This window comes from Corynebacterium sp. Marseille-Q2823, from assembly GCF_903645345.1.
Lineage (GTDB): Bacteria > Actinomycetota > Actinomycetes > Mycobacteriales > Mycobacteriaceae > Corynebacterium > Corynebacterium hiratae.
Window position 1 is genome coordinate 89,419 of sequence record NZ_CAHJXS010000008.1, and the last position, 26,614, is coordinate 116,032.

General features: G+C 60.9%; 25 protein-coding genes and 1 pseudogene. 11 read left to right on the top strand and 15 right to left on the bottom strand.

The window, feature by feature from the left end:
- Positions 1-33: 33 nt before the first annotated feature.
- A complete protein-coding gene (locus tag HWX44_RS09955) occupies positions 34-1,023 on the bottom strand; it encodes an ABC transporter ATP-binding protein (RefSeq protein ID WP_070515993.1) in 990 nt (329 codons plus the stop codon).
- Positions 1,024-1,094: 71 nt separating this feature from the next.
- On the opposite strand from HWX44_RS09955, the gene HWX44_RS09960 reads away from it, so the two are divergent.
- Complete coding sequence (locus tag HWX44_RS09960; protein WP_144013046.1) at positions 1,095-2,000, top strand: biotin--[acetyl-CoA-carboxylase] ligase; 906 nt, start codon at positions 1,095-1,097, stop codon at positions 1,998-2,000.
- A 42-nt stretch (positions 2,001-2,042) separates the two neighbouring features.
- Here HWX44_RS09960 and rbsD read toward each other — a convergent pair whose 3' ends face one another.
- From rbsD to HWX44_RS09990, 6 genes are read right to left on the bottom strand one after another with little or no spacing between them, the layout of a single operon-like run.
- Positions 2,043-2,417 (bottom strand): D-ribose pyranase, encoded by a 375-nt coding sequence (gene rbsD / locus HWX44_RS09965; protein ID WP_070680409.1) that lies wholly within the window; start codon positions 2,415-2,417, stop codon positions 2,043-2,045.
- Positions 2,410-3,318: a ribokinase gene (locus HWX44_RS09970; RefSeq protein WP_175974453.1), complete on the bottom strand. Its 909-nt coding sequence runs from the start codon at positions 3,316-3,318 to the stop codon at positions 2,410-2,412. The genes rbsD and HWX44_RS09970 overlap by 8 nt, the downstream gene beginning before the upstream one ends.
- Positions 3,315-4,229: a D-ribose ABC transporter substrate-binding protein gene (locus tag HWX44_RS09975; protein ID WP_046647013.1), complete on the bottom strand. Its 915-nt coding sequence runs from the start codon at positions 4,227-4,229 to the stop codon at positions 3,315-3,317. The genes HWX44_RS09970 and HWX44_RS09975 overlap by 4 nt, the downstream gene beginning before the upstream one ends.
- A 12-nt stretch (positions 4,230-4,241) precedes the next feature.
- Positions 4,242-5,183, bottom strand: a complete 942-nt coding sequence (locus HWX44_RS09980) for an ABC transporter permease (protein ID WP_175974455.1) — start codon at positions 5,181-5,183, stop codon at positions 4,242-4,244.
- 2 nt (positions 5,184-5,185) lie between these two features.
- Positions 5,186-6,724 carry a sugar ABC transporter ATP-binding protein gene (locus HWX44_RS09985; RefSeq protein ID WP_049156342.1) on the bottom strand — a complete coding sequence of 513 codons (1,539 nt, stop codon included), beginning with the start codon at positions 6,722-6,724 and terminating at the stop codon, positions 5,186-5,188.
- Positions 6,721-7,710 (bottom strand): LacI family DNA-binding transcriptional regulator, encoded by a 990-nt coding sequence (locus tag HWX44_RS09990; protein WP_175974457.1) that lies wholly within the window; start codon positions 7,708-7,710, stop codon positions 6,721-6,723. Before HWX44_RS09990 ends, HWX44_RS09985 begins: the two co-directional genes overlap by 4 nt.
- A 417-nt stretch (positions 7,711-8,127) precedes the next feature.
- On the opposite strand from HWX44_RS09990, the gene HWX44_RS09995 reads away from it, so the two are divergent.
- On the top strand, positions 8,128-8,571 hold the full coding sequence (locus HWX44_RS09995) for a hypothetical protein (RefSeq protein WP_175974459.1): 444 nt from the start codon (positions 8,128-8,130) through the stop codon (positions 8,569-8,571).
- Here HWX44_RS09995 and budA read toward each other — a convergent pair.
- On the bottom strand, positions 8,568-9,287 hold the full coding sequence (budA, locus tag HWX44_RS10000) for an acetolactate decarboxylase (protein ID WP_175974461.1): 720 nt from the start codon (positions 9,285-9,287) through the stop codon (positions 8,568-8,570). The genes HWX44_RS09995 and budA overlap by 4 nt on opposite strands.
- Between budA and HWX44_RS10005 the strand changes: the two genes are divergently transcribed.
- From HWX44_RS10005 to HWX44_RS10015, 3 genes are all read left to right on the top strand, one after another.
- Positions 9,273-10,535, top strand: a complete 1,263-nt coding sequence (locus tag HWX44_RS10005) for a 5-(carboxyamino)imidazole ribonucleotide synthase (protein ID WP_175974463.1) — start codon at positions 9,273-9,275, stop codon at positions 10,533-10,535. The two genes, budA and HWX44_RS10005, sit on opposite strands and share 15 nt — an antisense overlap.
- A gap of 42 nt (positions 10,536-10,577) precedes the next feature.
- On the top strand, positions 10,578-11,078 hold the full coding sequence (gene purE / locus HWX44_RS10010) for a 5-(carboxyamino)imidazole ribonucleotide mutase (RefSeq protein ID WP_046647007.1): 501 nt from the start codon (positions 10,578-10,580) through the stop codon (positions 11,076-11,078).
- 86 nt (positions 11,079-11,164) lie between these two features.
- Positions 11,165-11,635, top strand: a complete 471-nt coding sequence (locus HWX44_RS10015; protein ID WP_046647236.1) for a YdcF family protein — start codon at positions 11,165-11,167, stop codon at positions 11,633-11,635.
- On the opposite strand, the gene HWX44_RS10020 is transcribed toward HWX44_RS10015, so the two are convergent.
- On the bottom strand, positions 11,616-12,077 hold the full coding sequence (locus tag HWX44_RS10020; protein ID WP_071406895.1) for a hypothetical protein: 462 nt from the start codon (positions 12,075-12,077) through the stop codon (positions 11,616-11,618). The two genes, HWX44_RS10015 and HWX44_RS10020, sit on opposite strands and share 20 nt — an antisense overlap.
- Positions 12,078-12,115: 38 nt before the next feature.
- Positions 12,116-13,156, bottom strand: a complete 1,041-nt coding sequence (locus tag HWX44_RS10025; RefSeq protein WP_175974465.1) for a ribonuclease HI — start codon at positions 13,154-13,156, stop codon at positions 12,116-12,118.
- Positions 13,157-13,250: 94 nt separating this feature from the next.
- Here HWX44_RS10025 and HWX44_RS10030 point away from each other — a divergent pair, with 94 nt between their 5' ends.
- Both HWX44_RS10030 and HWX44_RS10035 read left to right on the top strand, forming a co-directional pair.
- Positions 13,251-13,745, top strand: a complete 495-nt coding sequence (locus tag HWX44_RS10030) for an RNA polymerase sigma factor (protein WP_175974467.1) — start codon at positions 13,251-13,253, stop codon at positions 13,743-13,745.
- Complete coding sequence (locus HWX44_RS10035) at positions 13,738-14,787, top strand: hypothetical protein (RefSeq protein ID WP_175974469.1); 1,050 nt, start codon at positions 13,738-13,740, stop codon at positions 14,785-14,787. The genes HWX44_RS10030 and HWX44_RS10035 overlap by 8 nt, the downstream gene beginning before the upstream one ends.
- On the opposite strand, the gene HWX44_RS10040 is transcribed toward HWX44_RS10035, so the two are convergent.
- Positions 14,784-15,341: a TetR/AcrR family transcriptional regulator gene (locus tag HWX44_RS10040; RefSeq protein WP_046647001.1), complete on the bottom strand. Its 558-nt coding sequence runs from the start codon at positions 15,339-15,341 to the stop codon at positions 14,784-14,786. The two genes, HWX44_RS10035 and HWX44_RS10040, sit on opposite strands and share 4 nt — an antisense overlap.
- Before the next feature lie 244 nt (positions 15,342-15,585).
- Here HWX44_RS10040 and HWX44_RS10045 point away from each other — a divergent pair, with 244 nt between their 5' ends.
- Complete coding sequence (locus HWX44_RS10045) at positions 15,586-16,761, top strand: acyl-CoA dehydrogenase family protein (protein WP_070509510.1); 1,176 nt, start codon at positions 15,586-15,588, stop codon at positions 16,759-16,761.
- 363 nt (positions 16,762-17,124) lie between these two features.
- Positions 17,125-18,036 (top strand): DUF559 domain-containing protein, encoded by a 912-nt coding sequence (locus HWX44_RS10050; protein WP_175974471.1) that lies wholly within the window; start codon positions 17,125-17,127, stop codon positions 18,034-18,036.
- A 311-nt stretch (positions 18,037-18,347) separates the two neighbouring features.
- On the opposite strand, the gene HWX44_RS13475 is transcribed toward HWX44_RS10050, so the two are convergent.
- A complete protein-coding gene (locus HWX44_RS13475) occupies positions 18,348-20,552 on the bottom strand; it encodes a 3-hydroxyacyl-CoA dehydrogenase/enoyl-CoA hydratase family protein (protein ID WP_175974473.1) in 2,205 nt (734 codons plus the stop codon).
- Positions 20,553-21,713: an acetyl-CoA C-acyltransferase gene (locus HWX44_RS10060; protein ID WP_175974475.1), complete on the bottom strand. Its 1,161-nt coding sequence runs from the start codon at positions 21,711-21,713 to the stop codon at positions 20,553-20,555.
- A 218-nt stretch (positions 21,714-21,931) separates the two neighbouring features.
- Here HWX44_RS10060 and HWX44_RS10065 point away from each other — a divergent pair, with 218 nt between their 5' ends.
- Together HWX44_RS10065 and HWX44_RS10070 are read left to right on the top strand one after the other, a co-directional pair.
- The gene (locus HWX44_RS10065) at positions 21,932-23,185 is read left to right on the top strand and encodes an NRAMP family divalent metal transporter (RefSeq protein WP_049154413.1); all 1,254 of its coding nucleotides are present in this window, start codon (positions 21,932-21,934) and stop codon (positions 23,183-23,185) included.
- Positions 23,176-23,954 (top strand): annotated as a pseudogene (locus HWX44_RS10070) (putative hydro-lyase). The gene HWX44_RS10065 and the pseudogene HWX44_RS10070 overlap by 10 nt, the downstream one beginning before the upstream one ends.
- Positions 23,955-24,180: 226 nt before the next feature.
- Here the strand turns inward: HWX44_RS10070 and HWX44_RS10075 are convergent.
- Both HWX44_RS10075 and HWX44_RS10080 read right to left on the bottom strand, forming a co-directional pair.
- Positions 24,181-24,780, bottom strand: coding sequence for a GntR family transcriptional regulator (locus tag HWX44_RS10075; RefSeq protein ID WP_070702424.1), 600 nt, complete (start codon positions 24,778-24,780; stop codon positions 24,181-24,183).
- Between the two features lie 22 nt (positions 24,781-24,802).
- A complete protein-coding gene (locus tag HWX44_RS10080) occupies positions 24,803-26,614 on the bottom strand; it encodes an acetyl/propionyl/methylcrotonyl-CoA carboxylase subunit alpha (RefSeq protein WP_175974477.1) in 1,812 nt (603 codons plus the stop codon).

Sequence of the window (26,614 nt, forward strand, 5' to 3'; positions counted from 1 at the left end):
TCAAAATGGGGGTAAAACTACCCCTGATTCTTCTTAAACCTCGATGCGCTGTCCGGTTTCAGGATCGAAGCGGTGCGCCTCCCGGGGGTTGAAGGTGAGGACGACGTTGTCCCCGCGCTGTGGAACGTTATCGCTCGCGCGGGCAACGAAGCGCTGCTCACCCACCATGACGTAGACGAAGGACTCGGAGCCTAGCTCTTCTACGAATTCCACGGTGCCTTGGAAGCCCACCGGTCCCTTGTTGATGAACATCTTCTCTGGGCGAACGCCAACGCGGCCACCGTTGTAGTCAAAGATGTTCATCGCGGGGGAGCCGATGAAGCCGGCGACGAATTCGTTAGCGGGGGAGTCGTACAGCTCGCGCGGCGGTGCAACCTGCTGCAGGACACCGTCCTTGAGCACGGCGACGCGGTCTCCCATGGTCATGGCCTCCACCTGGTCGTGGGTGACGTAGACGGTGGTGGTGCCGAGGCGCTGCTGGAGGCTGGCCAGCTCCGCACGGGTTTGCACGCGCAGCTTGGCATCCAGGTTAGATAGCGGCTCATCCATGAGGAATGCCTTGGGCTCGCGCACGATGGCGCGGCCCATGGCGACGCGCTGGCGCTGGCCACCGGATAGATCCTTCGGCTTACGCTCCAGGTACTCCGTTAACCCTAGAGTCTTCGCGGCTTCCTCTACCTTGGCTTTGATTTCAGCCTTGGGCATCTTGGCCAGCTTGAGGGCGAAGCCCATGTTCTGGGCCACGGTGAGGTGCGGGTAGAGGGCGTAGTTCTGGAAGACCATGGCGATATCGCGCTCGCCGGGCTCGAGCCCCGTGACGTCTTTACCATCGATGAGGATGCGGCCGCTGGAGACCGGCTCAAGTCCTGCGAGGGCACGCAGGGTGGTGGACTTACCGCAGCCGGACGGGCCGACGAGGACTAGAAACTCGCCATCCGCGATCTCGAGATTGAGGTCTTTGACCGTGGGGTTCTCGGCGCGGGGATAGGTGATGCCGACGTTCTCAAAAGTGACCTTTGCCATGCACATACACTAGCACCCGCTGCGGACACAGTGCGCGTGGTCGAGTACTAACGGCGGGTAGGGTTGGCAGTATGACAGCTCTAAATCTTGACCGCATCCGTGAAGCTCTCGACGGTGATTTTTCCGTCATCGATTACACCGAGTCCACTGGCTCGACCAATACCGATCTCATGGAGGCGGAGAAGGTTGCCGATGGCACCGTGCTGCTCGCCAACGAGCAGGTGTCCGGCAAAGGCCGATTGGGCCGTCAGTGGGTGAGCCCGGCTGGATCCCAGCTCATTTTCTCCGTGCTCATCCTTCCGGATTCGCTCGATCACTTGGGCACCCTGCCTCTAGCCGCAGGTTTGGCCGTGACGGATACCGTCGAGGGAGCGGTACTCAAGTGGCCGAATGACGTGCAGATCGACGGCAAGAAGCTCTGCGGCATCCTCGCGGAGGCCGGTCCGGTGGGTGAGGCCTTCAAGTCTGCCCCGAAGACGGAGGTCTCCAAGGCAGAAGTCAACAAGGCAGAGATCAATAAGGCTGAAATCAACAAAGCGGAGATTAACAAGGCTGAAATCAACAAGGCTGAAGTGAATAAGGCCGAAATCGCCCCGAAGACCGAGGCCGCTAATCCGCCCTCAGCCCGCGTGGTCGTGGGCATGGGCATCAACGTGACGTTGACGAGGGAGGAACTGCCCATCGAGGCAGCAACCTCCCTCTCACTCGAGGGGCTTGATACCGACCGCACCGAGCTCGCCATCACCGTGTTGAAGAATCTGCGCCACCGCATCACCCAGTGGGAGCAGCAGGATTCGCAGCTTATGGCTGATTACCGCAAGGTTTGTTCTTCGATTGGTCAGGAAGTCCGCCTCGAAGCCCCGACGGGCGATGTGACCGGCACTGTTGAGGGCGTGGCGGACGACGGCCGCATCAACGTCGGCGGTGAGTACTACTCCGCGGGTGATGTCATCCACCTGCGCCCAGCTGGTCAGTAGCGAGTTGGGAGTGCGTGCTTTTTAGAAGGATCGAAAGGTGTTTTAAAAGGGCACGCCGGAGCGAAAGATCACATTGGAAAACGGCGTTGTTGACCCAGTGCGCACCACGAAAGAGGCGTCGGCGACTTGACGTTTGAGCTCCTCGTGCGCGACTTCCGTAAGTGGGATGCTGGGAAGCAGCGTCCGAACCTCTGGCGGAGTGGCATCCGCAATCGTGGCTGCCTCTACTACTACTTCGGCGAGTAACGCGGAAAGCGTATCGCCGAAGGAAGGGATGCCAAAGGTTAACGTCAAATCAATAACTGTCACATCCTGCGGTATGGGAAGCCCGCAATCCGCGATAACAAAAGTATCGGTGTGCCCAAGGCGCGCAACGGCGCTGGCGAGTGCAGGGTTGAGGATTCCAGATTTACGCATTGTCCACCTCCGGTAAGCGTGAAGAAGTAGTTGGGTAAGAAGGCTGTGCTCCATTGCCGGTTGTAGCGAAAGCTCCGACGCGGGCAGCGAATGAGGCCGCATCGATGAGTGAGTCGCCCTGCAAGAGTCGGGAGCACAACGCGCCAGCGAAGGCGTCGCCAGCACCGGTGGTATCTATGGTGGTCACGCGTGGGGTAGGTATATCCGTGCCGCCTTCCGGGGTGGCTACATACGCTCCACGCGCGCCAAGGGTTAAGACTACGGAGCGGAAGCCAGCCTCAATAAGTCGGTGAGCAAGCACGTGAGGGGTGCCATCGGAGGGAAGACCGAGCTGCTCCAAAATAAGACCAGCCTCGTGCTCATTGGCAAGAAGCGGATTAGCTTGCAGCAGGCATTCACGGTCGACTTGGACAACAGGGGCGAGGTTAACCACGACGCGTCCATTGCTGTGTTCTACTGCGGCCTGAAAACCGGAAGCAGGGATTTCACCTTGTAGGAGAACAATGTCGGCATCGGCGATGGTGGAGGCGCGAGCGGCGACAAAATCTGAGTCGACTTGAGCATTAGCGCCGGGGGAAATGACGATGGTGTTCTCGCCGTCGGCGGAAACAGTGATGACAGCGAGGCCGGTATTGGTGTCTACCTGCTCTACTGCACTGAGATCGATACCCGAGGTCCGCATGTAATGCATAGCGGGTTCGGCATAGGGATCAGATCCTACGGCACCGACGAAAGCGACATGCGCACCAAGTTGGGCCGCGGCCACTGCCTGGTTTGCGCCCTTGCCCCCGGCTAGGATTTCACCGCCAGAACCCAGCAGGGTCTCTCCGGGCTGAGGGTGGCGCTCTGCGTGGACGATGAGATCGGCATTGATAGAACCGACGACAGTTAACTTGCTCATTGGAATTCCTCTACGTTGTCGCGGGTAACGGTGATGACTTCTACGGGGACAGATTTCTGTGCCTTTTCACCATGCAGGAGTTGTGCGGCTTGCTCGATGGCGCGGGCACCGAGCTCGGCTGGTTGCTGAGCGATAGTAGCTTCCAGCTTGCCGTCCTTGACAGCCTTAAGTCCGTCGAAAGTACCGTCAAAGGCCACGATCTTGACCTCGGAACCAGCGCGCGATCCCAGGGCTTCGACGGCGCCAAGGGCCATTTCATCGTTCTCCGCAAAGATGGCCTTGATGTTCGGGTTGGCTTGCAAAAGGTTGGTGGCTACATTGAGTCCCTCTGTACGATCAAAATTTGCTGACTGTTTAGCAACCACCTTGATGCCCGGGTACTTGGCAATCTGTGACTCGAAGCCCTTGCCACGTTCGCGCGAGGCCGACGTACCTGCGGTGCCCTGCAGGATGAGGATGTCACCTTCTTCGCCGATGGATTTGGCCAGCTGATCTGCTGCTTGGGCACCGCCGGCGACATTGTCGGAGGCAACCATGGAATCCAAATCTACGCCGTTAACGTCGCGGTCTACACCGACCACAGGGACACCATTGTTCTTGATTCCGCGTACTGCCGGAGCTACAGCATCGGAGTCTGTGGGGTTAACAACCACTACTTTCGCGCCCATCGACGTAGCGTTGCCGAGTTGATTGACTTGCTGAGCAGGATCATCCGAGGCGTCTTGGATATCGAGGGGGACTCCGAGTTCTTTGGCCTTGTCCTGTGCGCCATGGCGTAGCTCAACGAAGAAGGGGTTTGTCTGGGTTGATAGCGCAAGAGTTATGCGCTGACGGTCTTCCTCAGAGCGGTTGCATGAGACCAAACCCAAAGCAAGAACGGCAACGAGAACTGCAGAAATGATCTTTTTCATGAGGCACTCCTTTTAGTTAGCCGTCTTATTGCGGAAGACGTCGAAGCCCACGGCCAACGCGATGACTAAACCGATGACAATCTGCTGCCAGAAGGAGGAAACATTGAGGAGGTTGAGGCCGTTTCGGATGACAGCCAGCAAAATAGCGCCAACCAGAGTTCCCGTTGCTTTGCCTTGTCCACCAGACAGCGAGGCACCACCGATGACGACTGCGGCGATGGCATCCAGCTCATAACCGGTGCCTGCTTGCGGTTGTGCAGATTCGAGTCGGCCCGCCATAACCATGCCTGCCCACGCTGCGAAGAACCCAGAAAGCGCGAAAACTGCGATCTGGATGCGCTTGACTGGGAGACCGGAGAGGCGAGCTGCTTCGAGATTTCCTCCGATCGCGTACATGGAACGACCGAGCACAGTGCGCTCGAGGATGAACCAACAGAGGAGCCCAGCGATCACCATCATGATGATGGGCACGGGGAGGCCGGCGACGTCGCTGCCAAAGAAGTTGACCGAAGGCGCGGTCTCAATGGGAGAGCCTTGCGAGATGACGAGGGTTAGGCCACGCGCAATAGACATCATTGCCAGTGTTGCAATGAAGGAGGGAATCTTTCCCCACGCAGTGGCCATTCCACAGATAGCGCCCGCCAAGGCACCCACACCGAGACCAATGAGGAGAGTCAGCCAGCCCGGAAGCCCAGCAGTGGAGAACATATAGGCCGACACCATAGCGCCAAGAGTGGCTACAGAACCGACAGAAAGGTCGATTCCCGCGGTAACAATAACGAAGGTCATGCCGAAAGCTAGGATGGCCACGGTAGCTGCCTGGATGCCTACGTTAAGTAGATTCGTTACGGTTAAAAAATACGGGGTGGCGATGAAAAGCGCTATGCACAGCGCGATGAGGCCGACGAGAGCGCCATTGTTCAGAGCCCAGTTGGTTACACGATTCTTGGTCATAATTAATCCTTGGGGTCGTGGCTAGCGGAGTTAGTAGCGGCAGCGGAAGTTGCTGAAGTTACGTTGGCTACGGCGAGGGTCATGACCTCGTCTTGAGTGGAGTCTTTTGGCAGTTGCCCGGCAAGTTGGCCCCCCGACATGACGAGGATCCGGTCAGACATTCCAAGTACCTCTGGTAGATCAGAGGAAGCCATGAGGACCGCGCCGCCGGCAGCCGTAACCTCGTTAATGATGTTGTAGATTTCGACCTTGGCGCCTACGTCGACGCCGCGGGTTGGCTCATCGAGTAAGAGAACTTTTGAGTTGGCGAGGACCCACCGGCCGAAGACTGCCTTTTGCTGGTTTCCGCCGGAGAGATTGCGGATAGCCTGGTCAAGCCCGGACATACGTATACGAAGTTTTTCTGCCACTTCGCCCGCACGCCGATGTTGGCCAGAACGGTCCGCAATCCCAGCTCTAGCGGTGGGGTAGAGCGTCGCGAAACCGAGATTGTCTGCTACCGAAGCATCCAGGACTAGCGCCTGTGCTTTCCGGTCCTCGGGGATATGTCCCACCCCGGCGCGAATTGCGGCGCCGATGTCGCCGCCTCGAAGTTCTTGGCCATTCACACGAATGGATCCTGAATCGTAGGTGTCTGCGCCAGCAATGGCACGAATGATCTCCGTGCGGCCAGCGCCGACAAGTCCGGCGAGACCGACAACTTCGCCGGAGTGGACCTCGAAGGAGATGTCCTGAAACGAACCTTGTGTAGTCAGGCCTGCAACTTCAAGCAAGACATCGCCGCGCTCGGGCGGAGTGTCGCGCGGGTACTGGTTTTCGATACTGCGACCGACCATCAGCCGGACCAGTTCATCCTCATCTGTATCGGAAGGGACCTCGGCGATGAAGGCACCATCGCGCAGTACGCAAATGGTCTCCGCGATCCGTGCCAGTTCATCCAGGTGGTGGCTGATAAACACCATCGCCACGCCTTTTGCTTTGAGTCCTTCGAGAACTGTAAAGAGCGCATCGACTTCTTTGCCGGTCAACGCGGCTGTGGGTTCATCCAAGATAAGGATGCGCGCATTCATGGAAAGGGCTTTGGCGATCTCAACCAGCTGCTGCTTGGCGACGCCCAACTCACCCACCGGAGTATCCAAGTCAACATCAAGTCCGATGAGGTGTAGGGCTGCTTGTGCTTGAGCCTTGAGATGCTTGCGGTTGACAAGTCCGTAGCGTTGCGGAGTGCGACCGAGCACAATGTTTTCAGCTACCGACATAGTCGGCACCAAGTTGAGTTCTTGGTGAATAGTGGCGATACCGAGGGCCTCGGAGGCCTTAGTATCGGGGATTCTAACTTCTTTGCCATCTACTAGTATGCGGCCAGAGTCCGGTTCGTGTACGCCCGCAATCATTTTGATGAGCGTGGACTTACCGGCGCCGTTTTCGCCCAAAAGGGCTTGAACTTGGCCTCGCCGAACGTTGAGGTCGACCCCTTTAATGACATCAACGGGGCCGAAGGACTTGGTTACGCCTTCAAGTTTTAGGACGGTTTCACTCATGTGAGTTCTCCAGGGAATCGGTAGGCGGTGGACATTCGTGGGATATAGCGGGTATCGATGACCGTCGATTCGGGCTGCCGCTTGTTATCAATTGCGTCAACCAAGCGAGCGGTAGCTTCTTCTCCCATGCGCGTAACGTTCTGGTCTATGACAGAGATTGGCGCTGGTTGGAAACGTAAAAAGATGAAGTCATCGAAGCCAACTAGTGCGATTTCTTCACCAATTCTTTTGCCAGCGTTATGGCAAGCTTCTAGCGCGCCTGCGGTCATCATGGAATCGCCTGCGACTATGGCTGTGACGCCTTCTTGAAGAAGCGCGATGGCGCCCTTGTATCCAGATCGGTGGCGGAAGCTGCCGTGATGGATGTGGATATCCATTCCGGTTGTTGCATCCTTGAATGCGTTGAGGCGCTCGCGTCCGGTGGACGTTTCTTGGGGGCCAGAGAGATACCCAATTGACGTGTGTCCCTTGCTCTTGAGCTGGGCCACGGCCGCATGTATCCCGGTAATTGGGTTTGAGACCACGGCTGGGAGGTTTTTAAGAGAACGATCGATGAGTATCAGTGGGCGAGATTCCGCCGCGCGCTGCAGTGCATCTTCTGCACCTTCGAGCGGGACACTGATGATTCCGTCTACCTGCCGTTGGGAGAGGGTGTCGAGAGCTTTGATGAGGCGCTCTGGGTCTTCTCCGCAACTGGTAATTATGGTCGAGAGTTTGCGCTTGTTCGCTTCTTCTTCCACTGCAGCGGCCATGGCAGCAAAATAGGCATTGTCCAAGTTAGGGATGATGAGCCCTATGGCGTCGGACCGAGAGTTTCTCAAGGCTCGTGCCTGAGCGTTGGGCAAATAATTGAGCTGTTGCGCAATGCTCATTACCTTTGCCCGTGTTTTCTCGGAGATAGCAGGATTTCCGGCAAGGGAACGCGAGGCGGTGGAAACTGAAACCCCGGCCGCAGCGGCAATGTCTTTTAATGTGGCTCCAGTCATGAAATCCTCCTTCCTGTGGCCTCTAGTGCAATCGATTGCATAGGTGTTTCTCAACCTACTGCCGGCCTTTCCCGCTGTCAAGGGTTTTGTGTCGTGCGCTAGTCGTGAGGTCTAGAAATTTCCGCGTCTGACGTGGTGGAAGGCCCGATATCGAGATTCCCGCATGGCGCTTTTCGCAAGGCGTCTATCAGAAGGCATTAGTCAAAAGGCGTCTTTACTCCCAAAGACGCCTTTTGCAGGCCGACAGATGGTGTTTTCAGGGGCAAAGACGCCTTTCGGCTGATGCCTTTTAGGAAATGCCAGGTGCGATGCCGCGCCGGGCCGCCGGACCGCCGAGGCTAGGAGGTGGTCACCCCTCACGCTCGGGTAGCGGGGGAGGACCGTGGAACGAGTGGGAAGGGAGGTACCATGTGCCCCATGAACCTCATGCAGATGGGCCGCGGCGAGGTTGTGCGCGCGGACATGACCGCCCCGTTTCGGACGTTGCTCTTTCCCTTTTTAGAGCTCGTCGTCGTCACGGGTGTGTGCTGGATTGCCATCGGCTGGTGTGACTATAACGGCATTGACTTGGCGATTCGCAATGGTTTAGTAGCTATATGGGCCCTGCTTGCTGCCTGGCGCTTCATCTTTCCCTTGGTGAAAGCCCGCCGCAAGCGCTTCATTGTGACCAACCTGCGCGTCATCGCGCGCGAGGGCAAGCGCGTCGATTCCATCCCGCTCACCGATATTCGTGGTGCGCGTCGTCGTCGCGGGGGGATTTCGCTGGCACTCCACGGCTATGAGAAGCCGATGTATTTTCCGTCCATCCCTAAAGCCAAGTACGTCGAGGACATCCTCAACGAGCAACCGGTCTGGGGTTAGTCCTTTATCTCCGTCGTGTGTAGCTGCTGGTCTAGGTCATCAGGTGCCAGGTTGGCGGAGCGGAATTCGTGGGTCAGTGGCAGGCGCAGGTCGAGGTCCGTTCCGGGGCAGAGCTCAATCGTGGCCTCATCGACCGTGTAGTCCAGCACGTGTCCGCCGGAGTTGCGCTCGGCGTCGATAAAGTGCACGTGGCATCCGGGGACTGAAATACCTTTCTCAAACACCGGGGTGCGGAAGCCACCGATGACGCCTTCAACGTCGTTAAAGCGCAGCTCCTTATCGCCGCCTACTGCCTGCGCCATCGGCGGATAAGGCTTGCTCTGCTTGACCACCGTGCGGGTAACCACGTTGCTGAAGCGTCCGGTGATACGCACCGCGTACATGTAGTTGGCGGAAGGCTCCACCTCATCGATGAAGGCCGACAGCTCCTCGCGCTTTAATCCTTTGGGCGCGGCCACCTTAATACGGGGGACAAAGTTCGTCGCCACCGCGAAGGGGGTTCCCTGGTCCAAGTCAGCCACCGTCGCGGTTCCATCACCGCGCAGCTGGTAGCACACGCCGTCGAGGATAATCATCTCTCCGTCCAGCGCATCGAAGGTGCCGATGCCGAAATTGCCCTTGCCCAAGAGCTCGCCGATGGTCATTTCGCCGTCGTAAATGCCATCCAACAGCGCGGTCATGAGGGAGTTCTGAAAGATGGTATGCCGGACGATCATGGCCCCAAGGCTAGTATTGAAAGAGTGAGTGAACAACACAAACCCCTCGTTACTGTTTATGGAGACGGCCAGCTTGCACGCATGATGCAGCCGGCCGCCGCGGAGCTCGACATCCACCTGCGCGTGCTGGCCTCCGCGCCAGACAAGTCCGCCGCCCAGGTTATTCCGGACGTCGTTCTCGGTGACTACCACGATCTCAATGTGCTCACCGCCGCTGCGGAAGGCGCGGACGCAATTACTTTTGAGCACGAGCACGTCCCCACGGAGCACGTCCAGGCGCTCATCGCCGACGGTCTCAACGTCCAGCCCCAGCCTTCCGCCCTCCTCTACGCGCAGGACAAGCTCTTCATGCGCCGGAAGCTGGCCGAGCTGGGCGCCCCAGTGCCGCGCTTTGCCGCCATCGACTCGGTGGAGGATGCGCGAGATTTCGCCGGGCTTGTCGACGATCACGTGTGCCTCAAAGCCCGCCGCGGCGGCTACGACGGCCATGGCGTGTGGTTCCCCTCTGCGGAGGAGCTGGAGCCGCTGGTAGAAGAACTTCTCGCGGCAGGCACCCCGCTGATGGCTGAGGAAAAAGTGGCCCTTACCCGCGAGCTGTCCGTGCTCGTCGCCCGCCGCCCCTCCGGCGAAGTGAAGGCTTGGCCGGTCACCGAGTCCGTGCAACGAGATGGTATCTGTGCAGAAGCGTTCGCACCCGCCCCGAACCTGTCCCCGGAGTTGGCAGAGCGTGCCATGCAGGTAGGCATCAAGGTAGCTACCGAGCTCGGCGTGACTGGCGTGCTTGCAGTGGAGCTCTTCGCCTTTGCGACGAAGCAAGACGCCGGCTCCATCATTGCGTCCGCCTCCGGTGCGCCGGGAGTATGCGTGGCAGAAGACATCGCCGTCAACGAGCTGGCGATGCGCCCACACAACACCGGCCACTGGACCCAGGATGGTTGCGTGACCTCCCAGTTCGAGCAGCACTTGCGCGCCGTGCTGGACCTGCCGCTCGGCTCCACCGCAGCCCTAGCGCCGGTCACCGTCATGACCAATGTGCTGGGTGCCGAAGAAGATCCGCAGATGCCCATGCCGCAGCGCGTCCGTGAAGTCATGGAGCGCTACCCAGAGGCGAAGGTCCACCTCTATGGCAAGGACCACCAGCCGGGCCGCAAGATCGGCCACGTCAACGTCGTCGGTGAGGATGTGGAGGAAACCCGCCGCATCGCTCACGATGCTGCCCACTTCCTCGTCCACGCGCAGTGGGCTTAAGCCCGCAGCGAGCTTAAGCCTTAGTAAAGAAGGAGATTTTTCATGGAACCTCTCGTCGGCCTGATCATGGGATCCGATTCCGACTGGCCCACCGTCAAGCCCGCCGCCGAGGTGCTCGCCGAGTTCGGCGTGCCCTTCGAGGTGGGCGTCGTCAGCGCGCACCGCACCCCAGAAAAGATGCTGGCTTATGCCAAGTCTGCCCACGAGCGCGGGCTTAAAGCCATCATCGCTTGTGCCGGTGGTGCGGCCCACCTGCCGGGCATGGTTGCCGCGGCCACGCCGCTGCCGGTCATCGGCATCCCGCGCGCGCTGAAGGATCTCGATGGTCTCGATTCGCTGCTTTCCATCGTGCAGATGCCGGGTGGCGTTCCGGTGGCCACCGTATCCATCGGTGGTGCCAAGAACGCCGGCTTGCTCGCCGTGCGCATCCTCTCCGCGGGCGACCCAGCCCTCGTGGAGAAGATGGCGGCCTACCAGGAGAACATGGCCGCCGAGGTAGAGAAGAAGGACGAGAACCTGCGTTCCCAGCTCCTCGGCGAATAAAGCGGGAAGTCGACCGGGGAGATTGATCTTAAGAGCCGACTACGCACATACTCATGCTGACCAGTATGCACGCTAAGCTAGCGGGCATGCAGTTTCCGCTTCTGGTGTTGGGCGCGCGCGTGGAGGGCGGCGAGCCGGGCTCGCTGCTGCGCAGCCGCTTGGACCGCGCGGTGGTGATGGCGCGCGTGCTGCCGGAGGAGCCGATCATCGTATCCGGTTACGGGGAAGCGGAGCCGATGGCGCGCTACCTCATCGAGCGGGGCGTTAATCCGGAGCGGATTCTCCTCGAACCACTCGCTACGAGCACCAACGAGAACCTTGAGCGCGCACATGCGCTGTGCCCGGACTATAGCTATTTTCGCGTTGTGACCAATGACTTCCACGTGCTGCGCACCCGCATGTGGGCCTGGCACCTGGGGATTCGGGTCCGCATGCACGGCATTGGCACCCCGCGGAAAGACCGCCCGTGGAATTACGTGCGCGAGGTAGTGGCGACTCCGCATTCGCTGCTGCGTATCGTGTGGCGGCGGGTGGTCGCTAGGCGCCGAAGAAAATGAGCACGAGGGCAATGAGCCAAATGACAAACCAGTGGCGCTTCTGTGGCGCGGTCGGGTTGGCTTTCTGCTGCAGCGTTTTGATGAAGTACCACGCGCCGGGCAAAGCGAAGCCGAGGCCGAAGGCTATGTCGCCATCGGTAATCGCGGTGAAGCCTACCAAGAATGAGAACAGGCTGAGCAGGCCCTTGAAGACGGAAAAGCGGTGAACCTTGCCGCCCGTTGAGTGCTGCTCGAGGGAATAGTCCTGCAGCGGGGCCGGGGCGTATGCGCGCTCAGACTCGGCAAAAGGCTCAGCAAAAGGATCCGCGAAAGGCGTCACAGGCGGAGTCGCAGAAGGCGCCGCATACGCCTCACGCGCGGGCTCCGCGAAGGGGTTCGCTCCACGGCCGCTGAAAGGCTTGGCCGGTTCCTCGAAAGGATTGGAGTCAAAGGGATTGCTCATGCGATTTACCCTAGGCCACCAGTGCACCGAACCCCGAATTAGAGCTTGGCCAGTGCCTTCGTGATGCCCTCTTTCAGCGTCGCTCGCGACTGCTTCATCGGATGCGCAGTCGCGCGCAGGCCCATGTACGCAATCTGGTCCGCCGCCCGGTTCAGCGGGTCACCCGCATGCCCCATCACCCGACGGATGGTTACCTCGCAGATCCCCTCCACGTCGTGCCATGCCTGCTGGAAGCGCGAGCGCGAGCCCGAGGATAGCCCCCGCCACATGCCGCGGGAGCGCACCGCCTTTGAGCCCTTCGTCCGAATCTGCTCCACCGCCTCCAAGGCGGCGACGGAGTCCGACTCGATGATCGCCTTGGTTGCGCCAACCTTGAGCAGGTACTTCAGTGCGAGCGTCAAGGATTCGAGCTCAAGCTCATCGGTGCTCGCCGTCGTCTTGCGCGTGCGCAACCGGTAGTCGCCATTGCTGGCCACGAAGCACATGGAGCCCTTGAATACCGTGTCCGAGGAGGCATCCGTGGCGATGCGCACGGTGGCGCCCTCCGGCCAGGAGGAGGCCGTCGAGAAGTTCGGCCACCAGTGTGCCTTCGGCGTTTCTACCTTTACTACCTGCTTCTTGCGCGGGGCCTCGCCTTCTTTCTTCGCGCGGCGCGCGGTGATCCCGGCCTGCTTGCGTCGCACGGAGCTAGCGCTCTTCGACGCCCTATTCTCCTCCGCGAAACTCCCCGTCACGGTATAGCCGCGCTTTTCCAGCGCCGCCCGCAGCGCCGCTTGCCGGCGGCCGGTGACTATCCATTTGCGCCCTCGAATATTCTTCGTGGCCTTCTCCAACTCGCGGACGGCTACCTCAACGATATCGCCCTTCCGGATCTGTCCTTTGCGCACGAAGCGCGTCTTCGTGGTGTTGACGGCGATGACCCAGCCGTCGATCGTGCCGTTCTCGGCGGAATCCCAGCGCTCATCCCACAGCGCAATAGCCACATGCACGGGTGCTGAGATCATGTCTTTGGTGATCCTGCGCGTGCCGTAGGTGCGCGACTGCGTGCCCGTCAGGGCGGAGAGCTCGAGTGGTTCCATCCCCTTTAGTAAACCATTTCATTGCTGTGCTGTAACGCTCGGGCGTCTAGTGCAACATACTCAGTGAGCCCATTAGCATTCTGGAGTTTTATTAGTGTCTGTCCTTACCTTGCCTGGTTCGCGCAAGCGGGAGTTTTCCCGCCTGTTTCGCGAGCATTATCCGGCGGTGCTGGCGTATCTGCGCCGCCGCGTCCCACCGAGTCACGCGGAAGAGCTGGCGGCCGACGTTTTCGAGCGGGCGTGGGCCGGCTTCGACTCGTTGCGCGGCACGCCGTTGCCGTGGCTGTATGGCATCGCCCGCAACGTGATGCGCGAGTTCTACCGCACCCGCCAGGAGACGGAGAACCTCGATGATCACGAGCTGGAGTCTTATGCCGGCTATGACGCTGTCGATGCCAACCTCGACATCACACGCGCGCTGATGCAGCTCTCGCACGCCGAGCGCGAAATTCTCACTCTCCACGCCTGGGAGGGACTCGACCACCCCGATATCGCCGAGGTCCTCGGCATTTCCCGCAACAACGTGCGCGTTCGCCTGCACCGCGCACGCACCCACCTTTCCGAACTCACAGGAGAAACCAATGTCTAACTCTCTCGACAAACTCCGCGCCGCCAATCCGGTTCCGGACGCCGCGCTTGACGACGCATCCCTCGCCCGCTCCGAAGACACCCTCGCAAAGATCACGAAGGGCCGCCCCACGTGGACTATTGCGGCGGCTTCCGTCGCGGTGCTGGCCCTTATTGGTGGAGCCTTCCCGCTGCTTAATAACTCGGAGCCCGTGGCCTCGGCCGCGGAAATCCTGACCCAGGCCGGCGAAGCTGCCGCGACCCAGCCGGATGCCGTGGATAAAGGCGTGACCGCGAAGGAATACATGAAGCGCGTCGATACCCTCGGCGATGCCACTGCGATCACCGAATATGCGGTGGATGCTGGCGGTGCGGTGGAGGTTTCCTCACAGGGCGAGGTGCCAGGCTTCGATCCGCAGCCCTCCATCAACCCGGAGGATCTCGTCGTGGCGACCGACCGTGCCGGGCTGGAGAAGCTGGCGGATTCCTTCCCGAACCACGCCCTCGGAGCGCTGGAGCTGCTGCTCCAGCCCGGACTAAGTAGCGAGCAACAGAAGATTGCTTATGACATGCTGGCGGATGCGGAAGGCAATGAGGTCGGCACCGTTGAGGGCGAAGGCGAGGACCAGCTGGTCACCGTGATTCGCGATTCCGACCGCGTCTCCTTCTCCGTCCTGCCCGCCACCGGCCAGTTGGTGCGCGTGGTTGGACTCGTAGGCCCAGACGTGGAAACCACCATCGATGCCACGGCCATTTTGGACTGTGTCTCCGTCACGGGCCTGGAGGGCCCGGACCGCATCTCGCTAGCGTGCGCTGACAATAATTACCTGGTCAACGAATTGGACTGGCAGCGCTGGGGAGCCGACTCCGCAGAGGCCGAGGGCGTGGCCATCGAGAATAACTGCGACCCCAACTGCGCGGAGGGCGAGTTTAGCGAGGACCGAGTGAAGGTGGTCGTCGACAAGCGCGTGGCCTGCGGCTACCACGCCGAGGTCTACTCCCGCGTGCGCGTGCAGTACCCGGATGGGCGTGAGGAAGAGCAGCAGATTGGTTGTGCGCCCTAGGTAAGCTGGCGCAGGGCGAACTGGCCGTACATGTCACCTAAAGCCTCGGCGGTGTAGTCACCGTCGGGGCTAAACCATTGGGCCACGCCGATGCCCATATCGATGAGCGCCCAGCAGGCGATTTTGAGGTTCTCCGCGTGGAAGTCGCCCTCGTTGACCACGGCCATCCACCGCGCGACATAGTCGCGGCGCAGTTGCAGGACGACGGACTTGTGGGGTTCTTCGAGGTTGGTGAGCTCGTTGTTGACCACGCGGACGCGCCGGGCGTGGGTGGCGTGGTAGATGACGTGGGCTTTCATGGTGGCGACGAGTTTGTCGCGGGGATCGCTCAGCCCGGCGAGGCAGGCGGCGTTGGCGCGCAGGAGGTCCTCCATGGCGGTGATGGTGACTTCGGCGAGAAGCTCTTGTTTGGAGGAGTAGTGGTTGTACAGGCTGGAGGCGCGCATGCCGACGGCTTTGGCGATGTCCTCCATGCCGGTGGCGTGGTAGCCGCGCTGGTCAAAGAGGTCGAGTGCGGCGGCGGCGATTTGGTCGCGGCGTCTCTGGTTGGCCATGGTGGGCGTCCTCCTCAATGAGCTAATGGTGGTTAGTGTACCTGCGATGCGGGCTGCGGGGGACGGTGGGGTACTGGATTGTCTGGTGGCTGTGCGTGCGTGGTCGTGCTGCATTGCGTGTGGTCGGGCCGCGTTATGTGCGGGGCAATCGCATTATGTGTGGAGCACTTGACAGCCCGGGGAGAGTCAGGTCACAATTGGGGCTAATCGCCATTCGTATTGCCTGTTTGTTGGAGAATTTACTATGTCCCACAACCTTTTCGAGCCCACCACTGATTTCTTGGGTGTTTTTGACGACCTCTCTGCATCAGATGCTGCTGGGTGGAAGCGTGCGGCGCAGTTTCGCGAGTACTCCGCCCCGGTGATCAACCAGCACTGGCAGGCTGCGGAGTACCCGCTGGACTTGGTTCAGCGCTTGGGCGACTTGGACGTGATGACGGATGGTTTGGCGGTGGAAGGCCACGAGCAGATGTCGACGCTTGGTGCTGGCTTGGCACTCATGGAGGTCACGCGTGCGGATGCCTCGATGGGCACGGTGATTGCGGTGCAGGCTGGGCTGGCCATGCGCTCAATTTCGATGCTGGGCTCTCCGGAACAGCAGGCTGAGTACCTGCCGCAGATGGCTTCGTGTTCGCTGCTCGGCGCTTTCGGGCTGACGGAGCCAGCTCACGGTTCGGACTCGATTGCTTTGGAGACGACCGCGGTGCGCGATGGCGATGAGTGGGTGCTCAACGGTGAGAAGAAGTGGATTGGTAATGGCGCTTCCGGCGGCATCACGATCATCTATGCGCGCATGGAGGATGGCAATGTTGGCGGTTTCATCGTGCCGCAGGAGGCTCCTGGTTATTCGGCTTCCGTTATTGAGGGCAAGCTTTCTCTTCGCGCTATCCACCAGGCGCACATCACGTTGACTGATTGCCGAATCCCCGCCGCCAACCAGCTACCGGGCTGCCGCAGCTTCAAGGATGTGTCTCGCGTGCTGACTGCTACACGCATTGGTGTGTCCTGGATGGCGCTGGGGTCGGCGGTGGCCTGCTATGAGATTGCCCGCTCCTATGTGCTCGAGCGCGTGCAGTTTGGTCGCGAGCTGGCGAAGGCACAGATCATTCAGCAACGCTTGGCCAACATGGTGCTTGACTTGAGCCAGATGATGCTGACCTGCCGTGAGGTCTCATTACGCGAAACCGCAGGGACTTTGGCTCCGGAGCAAGCCTCGGCGGCGAAGCTCCACAACACGCGGGCCGCGCGCCGCATCGCCGCCGATGCCCGCGACATGCTCGGCGGGGTGGGCATCCTGCTGGAAAACGACATCGCGCGCCACTTCGCTGACATCGAGGCCATGCACACCTACGAAGGAACCGATACCGTGCAGTCCCTGATTATGGGCAAGAAGATTACGGGCTTCTCGGCCTACAAGTAGCGATTCGAAGTGGCCCCTATTTCACCGTGCCCATCTTTTCCCCACTATCGCGGCCCCTCTAGGTTCGAGTCCTGGTGGGGAGGCCTCTGTTGGAACCGCCGTGAGCGGTCGAAGATGGTTCTGCTCAGAAGGCATTAGTGAGAAGGTTTGTTTGGGGGCAAACGAACCTTCTTTTTGCTGTTAGAAGGTTTACTTGGGTGCAAACGAGCCTTTTGACTAGAGACTTCTGAGTGAAGCCTTGTGGGGGGAACCTTGTGGATTACTTTGTTGAAGGATCAGCCAATTATGTCGCTGGGGCGAAGTTATCCACAGGCGGGGAATCGACCGTAGCTTTTGAGGGCTGGAAGCCATGATGATGGAGACATGATTGACGATTCACACCTCATTTACCTACGACCCCTTCCGAACGACCATCCCGTGTGGAAACAGCTTGCTTCAGGTGAACTTATTCGCCTCACCTCGCGTTACGCAATAAACAGCGAGTACTATTCAACTCTTCCTTACTACCAACGCCATCTCTTTGACATCGTTGCCTTCGGGCGTAGCGCTCATCGTTCAGTTCTCGTGGAAAGATCTGCGGCCAAACTGTTGGGCTTGTGGATGCTGCCGTCTCGGAACGCTCAGGTTGTTCTAGCACGGCAATCCAAAACAGTCCCACCGAGGCGGCAATGGGATAGCAAAGTGATGTACCGGAAGATGTGGCTGCCAGCCTCAGATATTATTGAGCGCTTCGGGCTTCGGTGCACGTCGGTTGCACGCACCTGCATCGACGTCGCACGGCTTGCGACGTTTGAGGAAGGGCTGATGGCTGTCGACTCCGCTTTGCGCAAACGACTCGTTAGCATTGACGAATTACGGTCAATGATCACGGCAATGGGCCGTGTAAAAGGTGCTGCTCAGGCTAGGAGAGTGATTACGCATGCCACAGCCCTCGCCGAATCTCCCTATGAGTCCTATGCGCGCGGCATGTTGATTGTGGAAGGCCTGGGAAAGAAACTCGTGGTTCAGCCAGAGCTTCAGGGTGGGTATCGGCCGGACTTGCTTATCAACGGCAAAATCATCATGGAAATAGACGGCGCTGTGAAGTACGACGGAGCGACCTACGGAAAGTCTACCGAAGCGGTGATACGGGCTGAGCGGCAAAGAGAGAAATACCTTCAGAATCTCGGATACATCGTGTTGCGTTACTCACCACGGGATCTTCTCCAGAACCGAGAACAAGTTCTCAATGAGGTGCGCGGTGCGTTAAACACAGTGCAACCTCGTTCAGCCTAGCGAGCCTCCTTGGCAGCACGAGAACGTTGCCAGAGGGTTTCAGTCAGAAGGCATTAGTGAGAAGGTTTGTTTGGGGGCAAACGAACCGTTTGTAAACACCTAGATGGTTTACTTGGGGGCAAGTAAACCATGTGACTAATGCCTTTTGAGTGGAACCATGTGCAAGGCTAAAAGTTGTAAAGAGGATGCCCAGCTCAAACTTGCAAGTGACTAGCATAAACTTGCGTGACAATTGCCGCTCCAAGTCGCAATGAACAAGGAGAAACCCCGCTCCGAAAGGGAACGGGGTTGGGAAGTGGAAGCGGCCGAGGCTAGTTGTTGAGGGGCTTGCGGGTGGCTGCCATGTGCTTGGCGCGCTCCACGTTGGCTGGCAGGAGGACCAGCGGCACGTCGAACTCCACTTCGCGCTCGCAGAACTCGGTGAAGCTCAGCGAAGCCGAGGCGGAGGTGGAGCTAGGAGCGGTGTACATCTCGGCGAGCTTGGACACGATGACGTGGTCGTTCTCGGTGGTGCCGTCGATGGGCCAGTCACGGTCCAAGGCGGGGGAGCCGGAGTACATCTCGATAGAAGCGTCCGCGGGCGGGGTGTAGGAGGCCGCCAAGTGGGCGGCCTCGAGCAGAGCACGGGCGAGGACGTGGTCGAAAGACATGAGCACGACGTCATCCGAGGACAAGAAGCCAGCCTTCTGAGCCTCGAAAGCCGAGGAGAAGTTGCGGGCCGAGGCGATGAAGTCGAAGGCCTTCTGGTGATAGTCCTCGACACCGGCCGCCTTGAGGCGTTCCAGCGAGGAGATGGTTCCCGTCCAGCCTGGGTAGAGGCCCACGGTGCGCTCCGGGAAACCGAGGCGCGTATCGGCGTGAGCCACGATGCGGTCGCAGGCCAGCGCAGTTTCAAAGCCGCCGCCCAAGGCAACGCCACGCACAGCCGCCACCACGGGGACCGGGGAAAACTTGAGTGCACGCAGGGTCTTCGAGCCGTCCGCAATCAAGGATTCAACGCGCGAAGCGGAACCCGATTCCCCCGCAGCCGCAATGGAAGCGAGGTCAGCACCCGCGCTGAAGACCGGCTTGTCGTTGCCAATGACTAGCGCGACGAGATTCGCCGAGGACACAGCGTCGAGGGCCGCACGAATAACTTCGAGGGCAGGGGTAGGCAAGGAATTCATCGGCGTGTGCAGGTCGATGATGCCAATGCGCCCAGCAGACGTGGACACCGCGTGCACCGCGCCCGCCTCCAGAGAAACGATGGTCTCAGTATCAAGAGAAGACAGCGTTACGACGCCCTCGCGCGGCGCGAGCTCCTGACGAGAACCCGTCGAGGACAGCACTGAGCCCTCGCCATAAAAGCCACCCGCCTGAGCAGCAGCGGAGACCAATTCAGGAACGTCTGCACCATAAGCGGAGGCGACGTGGTCGATACCGATGGCGTCGGCAAGCGCGAAGATGCCCTTCTTCCAGCCGAAGCCTAAGGTCAGTCCCTCGTCGATGAGGCCCACGTGGTCCGCGATGGAGGGAGCTACCTCGCAGCAGTAGGCCAGCGTGTCGAGGAAGACCGCGCGGGCAAAACGGCCGCCGGGGGAGTCAGTGTCCATGACCTCGCGCGGATCCTTGAGGCCCACGACAGGATCGGAGGGTTGAGTACGGGGCACGTACTCGTAAGAGGAGTTGATGACCTCGTCACGGCCGCGATAGAAGCCACCCTCACCAGTGCGGCCGGTCAGCCCCCGAGAAACGAGCCCTGCGATGAAGGGATCATCACCGAGGGGGACGTTAAGCAGTGGATCGCCCGCCGGCAGGGCCGTCTCCAGGGACTTCCAGATCGGCTTGACCAGCTGGAGGCCGATGTAATCGAGCAGCCCGAAGATACCGGTGCGGGGGATGCCGAAGGCGCGGCCGAAGGAGGCGTCGGCAAGCTCGTAGCTCACGTCGAACTCGCGGGCGCGGGCCACGCCGGCGGCCATCCAGTAACAGCCCACGCGGTTGGCAATAAACCCTGGGGTATCGCGGCACTCGAGCGCAATCTTGCCCAGGGTTTGCTCGATGGTGGTGCGCAGGGCAGCCTCCGTCGGGCCGGACGCGATGAGCTCCACCAGGCGCATGACCTTCGGCGGGTTGAAGAAGTGCGTGATGGCGAACTTATCGCGGCGGGCCTCCGGAACGCCCTCAAGAAGAGAGGCCAGCGGTAGGGTCGAGGTATTGGAACTCAACAGAGCATCCGCGGGCAAATAAGGCTCAATGGCCTGATAGAGCGAGTGCTTGGCGCCCAGGTCTTCGAAGATGGCCTCGATGACCCACTCGCGGTCCTCCAGCAGGGCGTAGTCATCGCTGGCGCGAACACGCTCGGCAAACTCCGGCAGGTGGAAGCCCTTGCGCTTGAGCTGGATCTCGACGCCTTTCTGGGCACCCTCCGCGTTCTGGTCCAGCAGTACGACGTCCATGCCTGCCGACGCACACAGCGCCGCAATGCCAGAACCCATCGAACCCGCGCCGATGACGGCTACCTTGGTGATGCTCATTTACTTCGCTCCATTCTCAATAATCATGGCGATTCCCTGACCGCCGCCGATGCACATGGTGACCAGGCCATAGCGCTTGCTTTCGCGGCGCAGCGCATAAGCTAGCTTGGTCAGCAGGATGACGCCCGTGGCGCCAACCGGGTGGCCGTGCGCGACGGCACCGCCATAGATATTCGTCTTGGCCGGGTCGAAGCCCAGCTGGTCCTGCACGGCGATGGCCTGGGCGGCGAAGGCCTCGTTTGATTCGATGAGGTCAATATCCTGCAACTCCAGGCCGGCCTTTTCAAGCGCCTTCGGCACTGCAGCCACCGGACCGATGCCCATGCGCGTCGGGTCCACACCCGCGATGGACCAGGACACAATCTTCGCCAGCGGGTCCAGGCCACGCTTGGTCACCTCCTCTGCGGTGGCCAGCACGGCGGCCGCCGCACCATCGTTGATGCCGGAGGCGTTGCCGGCTGTGACGGTGCCGTCCTTGACAAAGACCGGCTTGAGCTTCGCCAGCTTCTCGACGTTCGTCTCCCGCACCCCCTCATCAAAGTCCAGCTCGCCGACGGGGACGATTTCCTCGGCGTGCACGCCCTCCGCGCGGGCCTGGGCGGCGCGCTCCTGGGACTCTGTGGCGAACTCGTCCTGGCGCTCGCGGGAGATGTTGTTATCGGCGGCGACGTTCTCCGCGGTTACGCCCATATGCCCGGTGCCGAAGGGACAGGAGAGTGCGCCGGTGAGCCAGTCGTAGAGTTTGCCGTCACCCATGCGCTTGCCAAAGCGCGCGCCTTCGACGGAATAGGGCGCGTTGCTCATGGATTCCGCGCCGACGGCCAGCGCCAGGGAGCCGTCGCCAGTCTGCAGGAGCTGGGCCGCGCTGATGACGGCCTGGACACCGGAGCCGCAGAGGCGGTTGACTCCCATGGCGGTGGAGGAGTCTGGCATGCCCACGTTCTTGGCAATCGCCCGGGAGAGGTAGAGGTCCTTCGGAACCACTGGCATGACGTTGGAGGCTACGGCGGTATCGAGGTCTGCTCCGGTAAGCCCCGAACGCTCAATAGCTGCTTCGGCGGCAAGCGAACCGAGCTCGGTGAGGGAGAGGCGCGCGAGGCTGCCGCCAAATTTGCCGATGGGCAGGCGTGCAGCCCCGGCGATGTAGATGTCCTGGGGCATGGGTTCCTCCGTTGATGAATACGAATGACGATTAGTTAACTTAGTATCCTAGGTCACCTTTTGGAGGCGCGCAACGGTGTGCGGTCAGGGTGTGTGGGTCGCTGCAGTTTTGGCAAGGGTGTAACGTGCGCCACCCCCGCGCTGTTTACAGATTGTTGAACAACCCCTATGCTTTCACCAACGTTTAATGCGACCTTCGTCACGAAAGGTGCCCAACAATGAGTTCGGAACCCACCAACCCCTCCGCTTCCCGGGAAGCCGCCCACAACGCGCCGACAGAGGTGCAGCCTCCCAAGGGCATCGGCGCCATGGCCGGCGCCATGTTCCTCATGGCTACCTCCGCCATCGGCCCCGGCTTTTTGACCCAAACTTCCGTCTTCACCGTCCAGATGGGTGCGGCCTTCGCCTTCGCCATTGCGCTGTCGATCATCGTCGACATTGCTATTCAGCTGAACGTGTGGCGCGTGCTTGCCATCTCCGGTATGCGTGCCAACGAGCTGGGCAACACCGTTCTGCCTGGCCTCGGTTGGTTCCTCGCCATCCTGGTCTTCATTGGCGGCATGGTCTTTAATATCGGCAACATCGCCGGCTCCGGCTTGGGCCTGAACGCCATGCTCGGCATCGATGCCCGCATCGGCGGCCTCATCGCTTCCGCCATCGCCATCTTCATCTTCCTGTCCAAGCGCGCAGGCATAGCATTGGACCGCATCGTCGCCGCGCTCGGCGCCATCATGATTCTGCTCATGCTCTACGTGGCGATTGTCTCCCAGCCGCCGGTAGGGGAGGCCCTGAAGAACACCGTCATGCCGGAGAGCGTCGATTTCTTCGTCATCACCACCCTCATCGGCGGTACGGTGGGCGGCTACATCACCTTCGCCGGTGCACACCGCCTCATCGACTCCGGCCTCTCGGGCCCGGAGAACGTCAACGCGATTACCAAGACCTCCGTTCTCGGCATCATCATCACCGGCATCATGCGCGTGCTGCTCTTCCTTGCGGTCCTCGGCGTTGTGTCTACTGGTGTTGCGCTCTCTGAAGACAACACCGCTGCCGATGCCTTCCGCCACGCCGCCGGCGAGTTCGGCCTCCGCGCCTTCGGCGTCGTCCTCTTCGCCGCAGGTCTGTCCTCCGTTATTGGTGCCTCCTACACCTCCATCACCTTCGTGACCACCCAGAAGGTCAGCCCGCGCACCCGCAACTTCCTGACCGTCGGGTTCATCGTGGTCTGCGCCATCCTCTACGGCATTCTCAACTCCGCGCCGCAGAAGCTCCTCATCTTCGCGGGCGCCTTCAACGGCATCATCCTGCCTATCGCCTTCGCCATGATCATGTGGGTCGCGTTCAAGCGCCACGACCTCACCCACGGTGTCAAGCAGCCGATGTGGCTCCTCATCGCTGGCGTGCTAGCGCTCGTGCTGGAAATCTTCATCGGCATCAAATCCATCTCGGGAATCGTTAACCTATGGGCATAATGCAGACCCCATCAGAGGTGCGCGCCTTTGCCCGCGCACACGACATGACCACCACGGCCGGCCACGCCCGCGGCTTTATGCAAGCCAACCTCATTGCCCTGCCGCGCGAGTACGCCTTCGACTTCCTTCTTTTCGCGCAGCGCAATCCCAAGCCGTGCCCCATCGTCGGCGTGCTGGAGGCGGGGCAGTACGCCTCTGAGCTCATCCCGGGCGGCGACATCCGCACCGACATCCCCGCCTACAACCTCTACGAGGACGGCCAGCTCACGCAGACGCTTGGCGACGCTTCCCCCTTCTACTCCGAAGACATCGTCTCCTTCCTCATTGGTTGTTCCTTCACCTTTGAGAACGCACTCGTAGAAACGGCATTTCCATCGCTCATATTGAGCAGGGCCGCAACGTGCCGATGTACCGCACGACGATTCCTTGCACCCCGGCGGGTGCCTTCTCGGGGCCGATGGTGGTCTCCATGCGCCCCATTCCTGCGAGCCAGGTGTCCGATGCCGTCCGCATTACCTCCCGCTACTCAGGCGTCCATGGCGCCCCGGTTCACGTGGGCGACCCGGCTGCCATCGGCATCGAGGACCTATCGCAGCCCGATTTCGGCGAAGCCGTCGACATTCCTGAGGGCACAATCCCGGTCTTCTGGGCATGCGGCGTGACCCCGCAGGCCATCGTGATGAACTCGCGGCCTAGCCTGGCCATCACGCATGCCCCGGGCAAGATGCTGGTCACCGATATCCCGGACCGCGACTTCCTCATCCCCTGAGCCCCAGTTCGGTGGCGTTTTCCTCTAGCTCTCATGACGCCGATACATGGTTCTACTCAGATGGTTCTGGTCAGAAGGTTTGTTTGGGGGCAAACAAACCATCTGTGAATGCGTACATGGTTCACTTGGGGGTAAACGAACCTTTTGACCCGAACCATCTCACTAGAACCATGTGGGCCGAGCAGTTTCGCGCGGGTGGAACCGGCTAACAGGAGCGGAGGCGCAGTTAAAGGACCCGGAGAATCGAATCCATCGCGCGCATCAAGTCCGCTCGGCAGGCATCGGCGGCGGCCTCACGCTCGCCTTGCGCAATGAGGTGGGCCAAGTCGATGTTGGCTTGGACGTGATTATCGTGAATCTGCGGGTAGCGTTCCAGCGTCAACAAGAAGGTCAAGCGCATCCGCGCCAGCAGGTGCGACATGGAGCGGTCCAGCGTCGGCGAGCCCAAGCCAGCGACCAACTGCCGGTGGAAGCGCTGGTTGATGAGGGGGCGGGGTGCGTCGGAAAGCACGGCGGATTCGGTCAGCCGCACCAGCTCGCCTGGGTCTTCGAAGGTGGCATAGCGCGCCGCGGCCGGCTCGATGGCAGCGCGCGCAAAGTACAGATCGCGCACGAAATCGGCATCAGGGGTGGCGATGAACACGCCCCTGTGTGGGATGCGCTCCACGATGCGCTCGGAAGCGAGCATGGCGAAAGACTCCCGCAAGGTGTTGCGGGAGCATTCGAAGCGCTCGGCGGCGCGGACCTCGCTGAGCTGATGTCCGGGCATGTACTCGCCTTCGGAGATGGCGGCGCGAAGCGCGGAGGCGACGGAATCTGCAAGCATGCGACTTACAGTAGCCCGCCGCTTAAGCAATCGTGGCGATCACCGCGCCCGGTTCCAGCCTGGATCCTTCCTTCGCCACGCGGCTCAGCTTTCCGGCAGACGGGGCCTTGACCGCGGATTCCATCTTCATGGCCTCAATCGTGGCGATGGCCTGGCCTTCTTCGACCGTGTCGCCGTCTGCCACGTTCCACGCCACGAGGTTGGCCTCGTAAGGGCAGGTCACCTCGTTGCCGCTGGCGCTGGCACCGGAGGCCGCGCTTGCCGACGCCCCCTTCACCGGCCCCTGCGACAACATATCGGTGGGGAAGCCCACGCTGACCAGCTTGCCGTCGATTTCCAGTGCCACGCGGGTACGCTGCGCATAGATGGCCTCGACGGGGACCGTTGTGCTCGTGGCTTCCGCGGAGGGACGGTAGTTGTGGTCGAGCCAGTCGGTGTAAATGCCGGCCGCGGCATCGGCGTCGCCATGGTCCACGAGGACCTGGGAGGAGGCCATATCGCGGTGGAAGGGCAGCACGGTGCGTACACCTTCGATGTCGAATTCCTGAAGTGCCTGCTGCGCGCGCTTCAGCGCGATCTCCCGGGTCGGGCCCCACACCAGGAGCTTCGCGACGAGCGAGTCATAGTAGGGCGGGACGATGGAGCCGGAGCGCACGCCGGAATCCACGCGGATGCCAGGACCCGTCGGCGGCTCGAAGCGCACGATGGTGCCGGGGCACGGCGCGAAGCCGTTGAGGATGTCCTCGGCGTTGATGCGGAACTCGAAGGCGTGGCCATCGGACACAGGGTCCGATGCGTCTGAAGCTTGCGCTTCAGACGAGGAAGAGGAATCAGACGGGGAATCTGACGCGGGAGCGTCAGATAGGAAAGACAAGGGTTCGCCGGAAGCGATGCGGAACTGCTCCGCAATGATGTCCACGCCCGTGACCATCTCGGTCACTGGGTGCTCCACCTGCACGCGGGTATTGACCTCGAGGAAGGAAATCGTGCCATCCTCGGAGACGATGTACTCGACGGTGCCTGCACCGGTGTAGCCGACCTTCGCGCAGATGGCGCGGGCGCCTTCGTGGATGCCGGTGCGCTGCTCGTCGCTAAGCGCGGGTGCCGGGGCCTCCTCGATGAGCTTCTGGAAGCGGCGCTGCGTGGAGCAATCGCGGGTGCCCAGCACGGCGACGTTGCCGTGCGTATCGGCCAGAATCTGCGCCTCCACGTGGCGCGGGTGGGTCAGGAACTTCTCCACGTAACATTCCGCACGCCCGAAAGCCTCCTTGGCCTCGCGGCCGGCGGAGTTGAAGGCGGCCTCGATGTCCTCGAGGTTTTCCACCACCTTGAGGCCGCGTCCGCCGCCGCCATAAGCCGCCTTGATGGCGATGGGCAGGCCGTGCTCCTCAGCGAAGGCTCGGGCCTCCTGCCAGTCATCGATGGGATCGGAGGTACCCGGTGCCAGCGGGGCGCCGACCTCCTCGGCCACGCGGCGCGCAGCAATCTTGTCACCGAGCAGCTCGATGGACTCCGGTGAGGGGCCAATCCACGTCAGGCCGGCCTCCGCTACGGTGCGGGCAAAGTCGGCGTTCTCCGAGAGGAAGCCATAACCGGGGTGGATGGCGTCAGCGCCGGCGCGCACGGCGATATCGAGGAGCGCCGGGATGTTCATGTAGGTATCCGCCGCGGAGTTGCCGGGAAGCGCATAAGCTTCGTCAGCCACCTGGGTGTGCAGGGCGCCGGCATCGGCCTCGGAGTAAATGGCGATGGAGCGGATGCCCAAGTCACGCGCGGTGCGGGCGATACGGACGGCGATCTCGCCGCGGTTAGCAATAAGGACTGCAGAAATCAT

Coding starts and splice junctions, on each gene's coding strand:
- HWX44_RS09955 (WP_070515993.1), bottom strand. CDS start 1,023: ATGGCAAAGGTCACTTTTGAGAACGTCGGCATCACCTATCCCCGCGCC.
- HWX44_RS09960 (WP_144013046.1), top strand. CDS start 1,095: ATGACAGCTCTAAATCTTGACCGCATCCGTGAAGCTCTCGACGGTGAT.
- rbsD (WP_070680409.1), bottom strand. CDS start 2,417: ATGCGTAAATCTGGAATCCTCAACCCTGCACTCGCCAGCGCCGTTGCG.
- HWX44_RS09970 (WP_175974453.1), bottom strand. CDS start 3,318: ATGAGCAAGTTAACTGTCGTCGGTTCTATCAATGCCGATCTCATCGTC.
- HWX44_RS09975 (WP_046647013.1), bottom strand. CDS start 4,229: ATGAAAAAGATCATTTCTGCAGTTCTCGTTGCCGTTCTTGCTTTGGGT.
- HWX44_RS09980 (WP_175974455.1), bottom strand. CDS start 5,183: ATGACCAAGAATCGTGTAACCAACTGGGCTCTGAACAATGGCGCTCTC.
- HWX44_RS09985 (WP_049156342.1), bottom strand. CDS start 6,724: ATGAGTGAAACCGTCCTAAAACTTGAAGGCGTAACCAAGTCCTTCGGC.
- HWX44_RS09990 (WP_175974457.1), bottom strand. CDS start 7,710: ATGACTGGAGCCACATTAAAAGACATTGCCGCTGCGGCCGGGGTTTCA.
- HWX44_RS09995 (WP_175974459.1), top strand. CDS start 8,128: ATGAACCTCATGCAGATGGGCCGCGGCGAGGTTGTGCGCGCGGACATG.
- HWX44_RS10005 (WP_175974463.1), top strand. CDS start 9,273: ATGCCGGACGATCATGGCCCCAAGGCTAGTATTGAAAGAGTGAGTGAA.
- budA (WP_175974461.1), bottom strand. CDS start 9,287: ATGATCGTCCGGCATACCATCTTTCAGAACTCCCTCATGACCGCGCTG.
- purE (WP_046647007.1), top strand. CDS start 10,578: ATGGAACCTCTCGTCGGCCTGATCATGGGATCCGATTCCGACTGGCCC.
- HWX44_RS10015 (WP_046647236.1), top strand. CDS start 11,165: ATGCAGTTTCCGCTTCTGGTGTTGGGCGCGCGCGTGGAGGGCGGCGAG.
- HWX44_RS10020 (WP_071406895.1), bottom strand. CDS start 12,077: ATGAGCAATCCCTTTGACTCCAATCCTTTCGAGGAACCGGCCAAGCCT.
- HWX44_RS10025 (WP_175974465.1), bottom strand. CDS start 13,156: ATGGAACCACTCGAGCTCTCCGCCCTGACGGGCACGCAGTCGCGCACC.
- HWX44_RS10035 (WP_175974469.1), top strand. CDS start 13,738: ATGTCTAACTCTCTCGACAAACTCCGCGCCGCCAATCCGGTTCCGGAC.
- HWX44_RS10040 (WP_046647001.1), bottom strand. CDS start 15,341: ATGGCCAACCAGAGACGCCGCGACCAAATCGCCGCCGCCGCACTCGAC.
- HWX44_RS10045 (WP_070509510.1), top strand. CDS start 15,586: ATGTCCCACAACCTTTTCGAGCCCACCACTGATTTCTTGGGTGTTTTT.
- HWX44_RS10050 (WP_175974471.1), top strand. CDS start 17,125: ATGATTGACGATTCACACCTCATTTACCTACGACCCCTTCCGAACGAC.
- HWX44_RS13475 (WP_175974473.1), bottom strand. CDS start 20,552: ATGAGCATCACCAAGGTAGCCGTCATCGGCGCGGGTTCGATGGGTTCT.
- HWX44_RS10060 (WP_175974475.1), bottom strand. CDS start 21,713: ATGCCCCAGGACATCTACATCGCCGGGGCTGCACGCCTGCCCATCGGC.
- HWX44_RS10065 (WP_049154413.1), top strand. CDS start 21,932: ATGAGTTCGGAACCCACCAACCCCTCCGCTTCCCGGGAAGCCGCCCAC.
- HWX44_RS10075 (WP_070702424.1), bottom strand. CDS start 24,780: ATGCTTGCAGATTCCGTCGCCTCCGCGCTTCGCGCCGCCATCTCCGAA.
- HWX44_RS10080 (WP_175974477.1), bottom strand. CDS start 26,614: ATGATTTCTGCAGTCCTTATTGCTAACCGCGGCGAGATCGCCGTCCGT.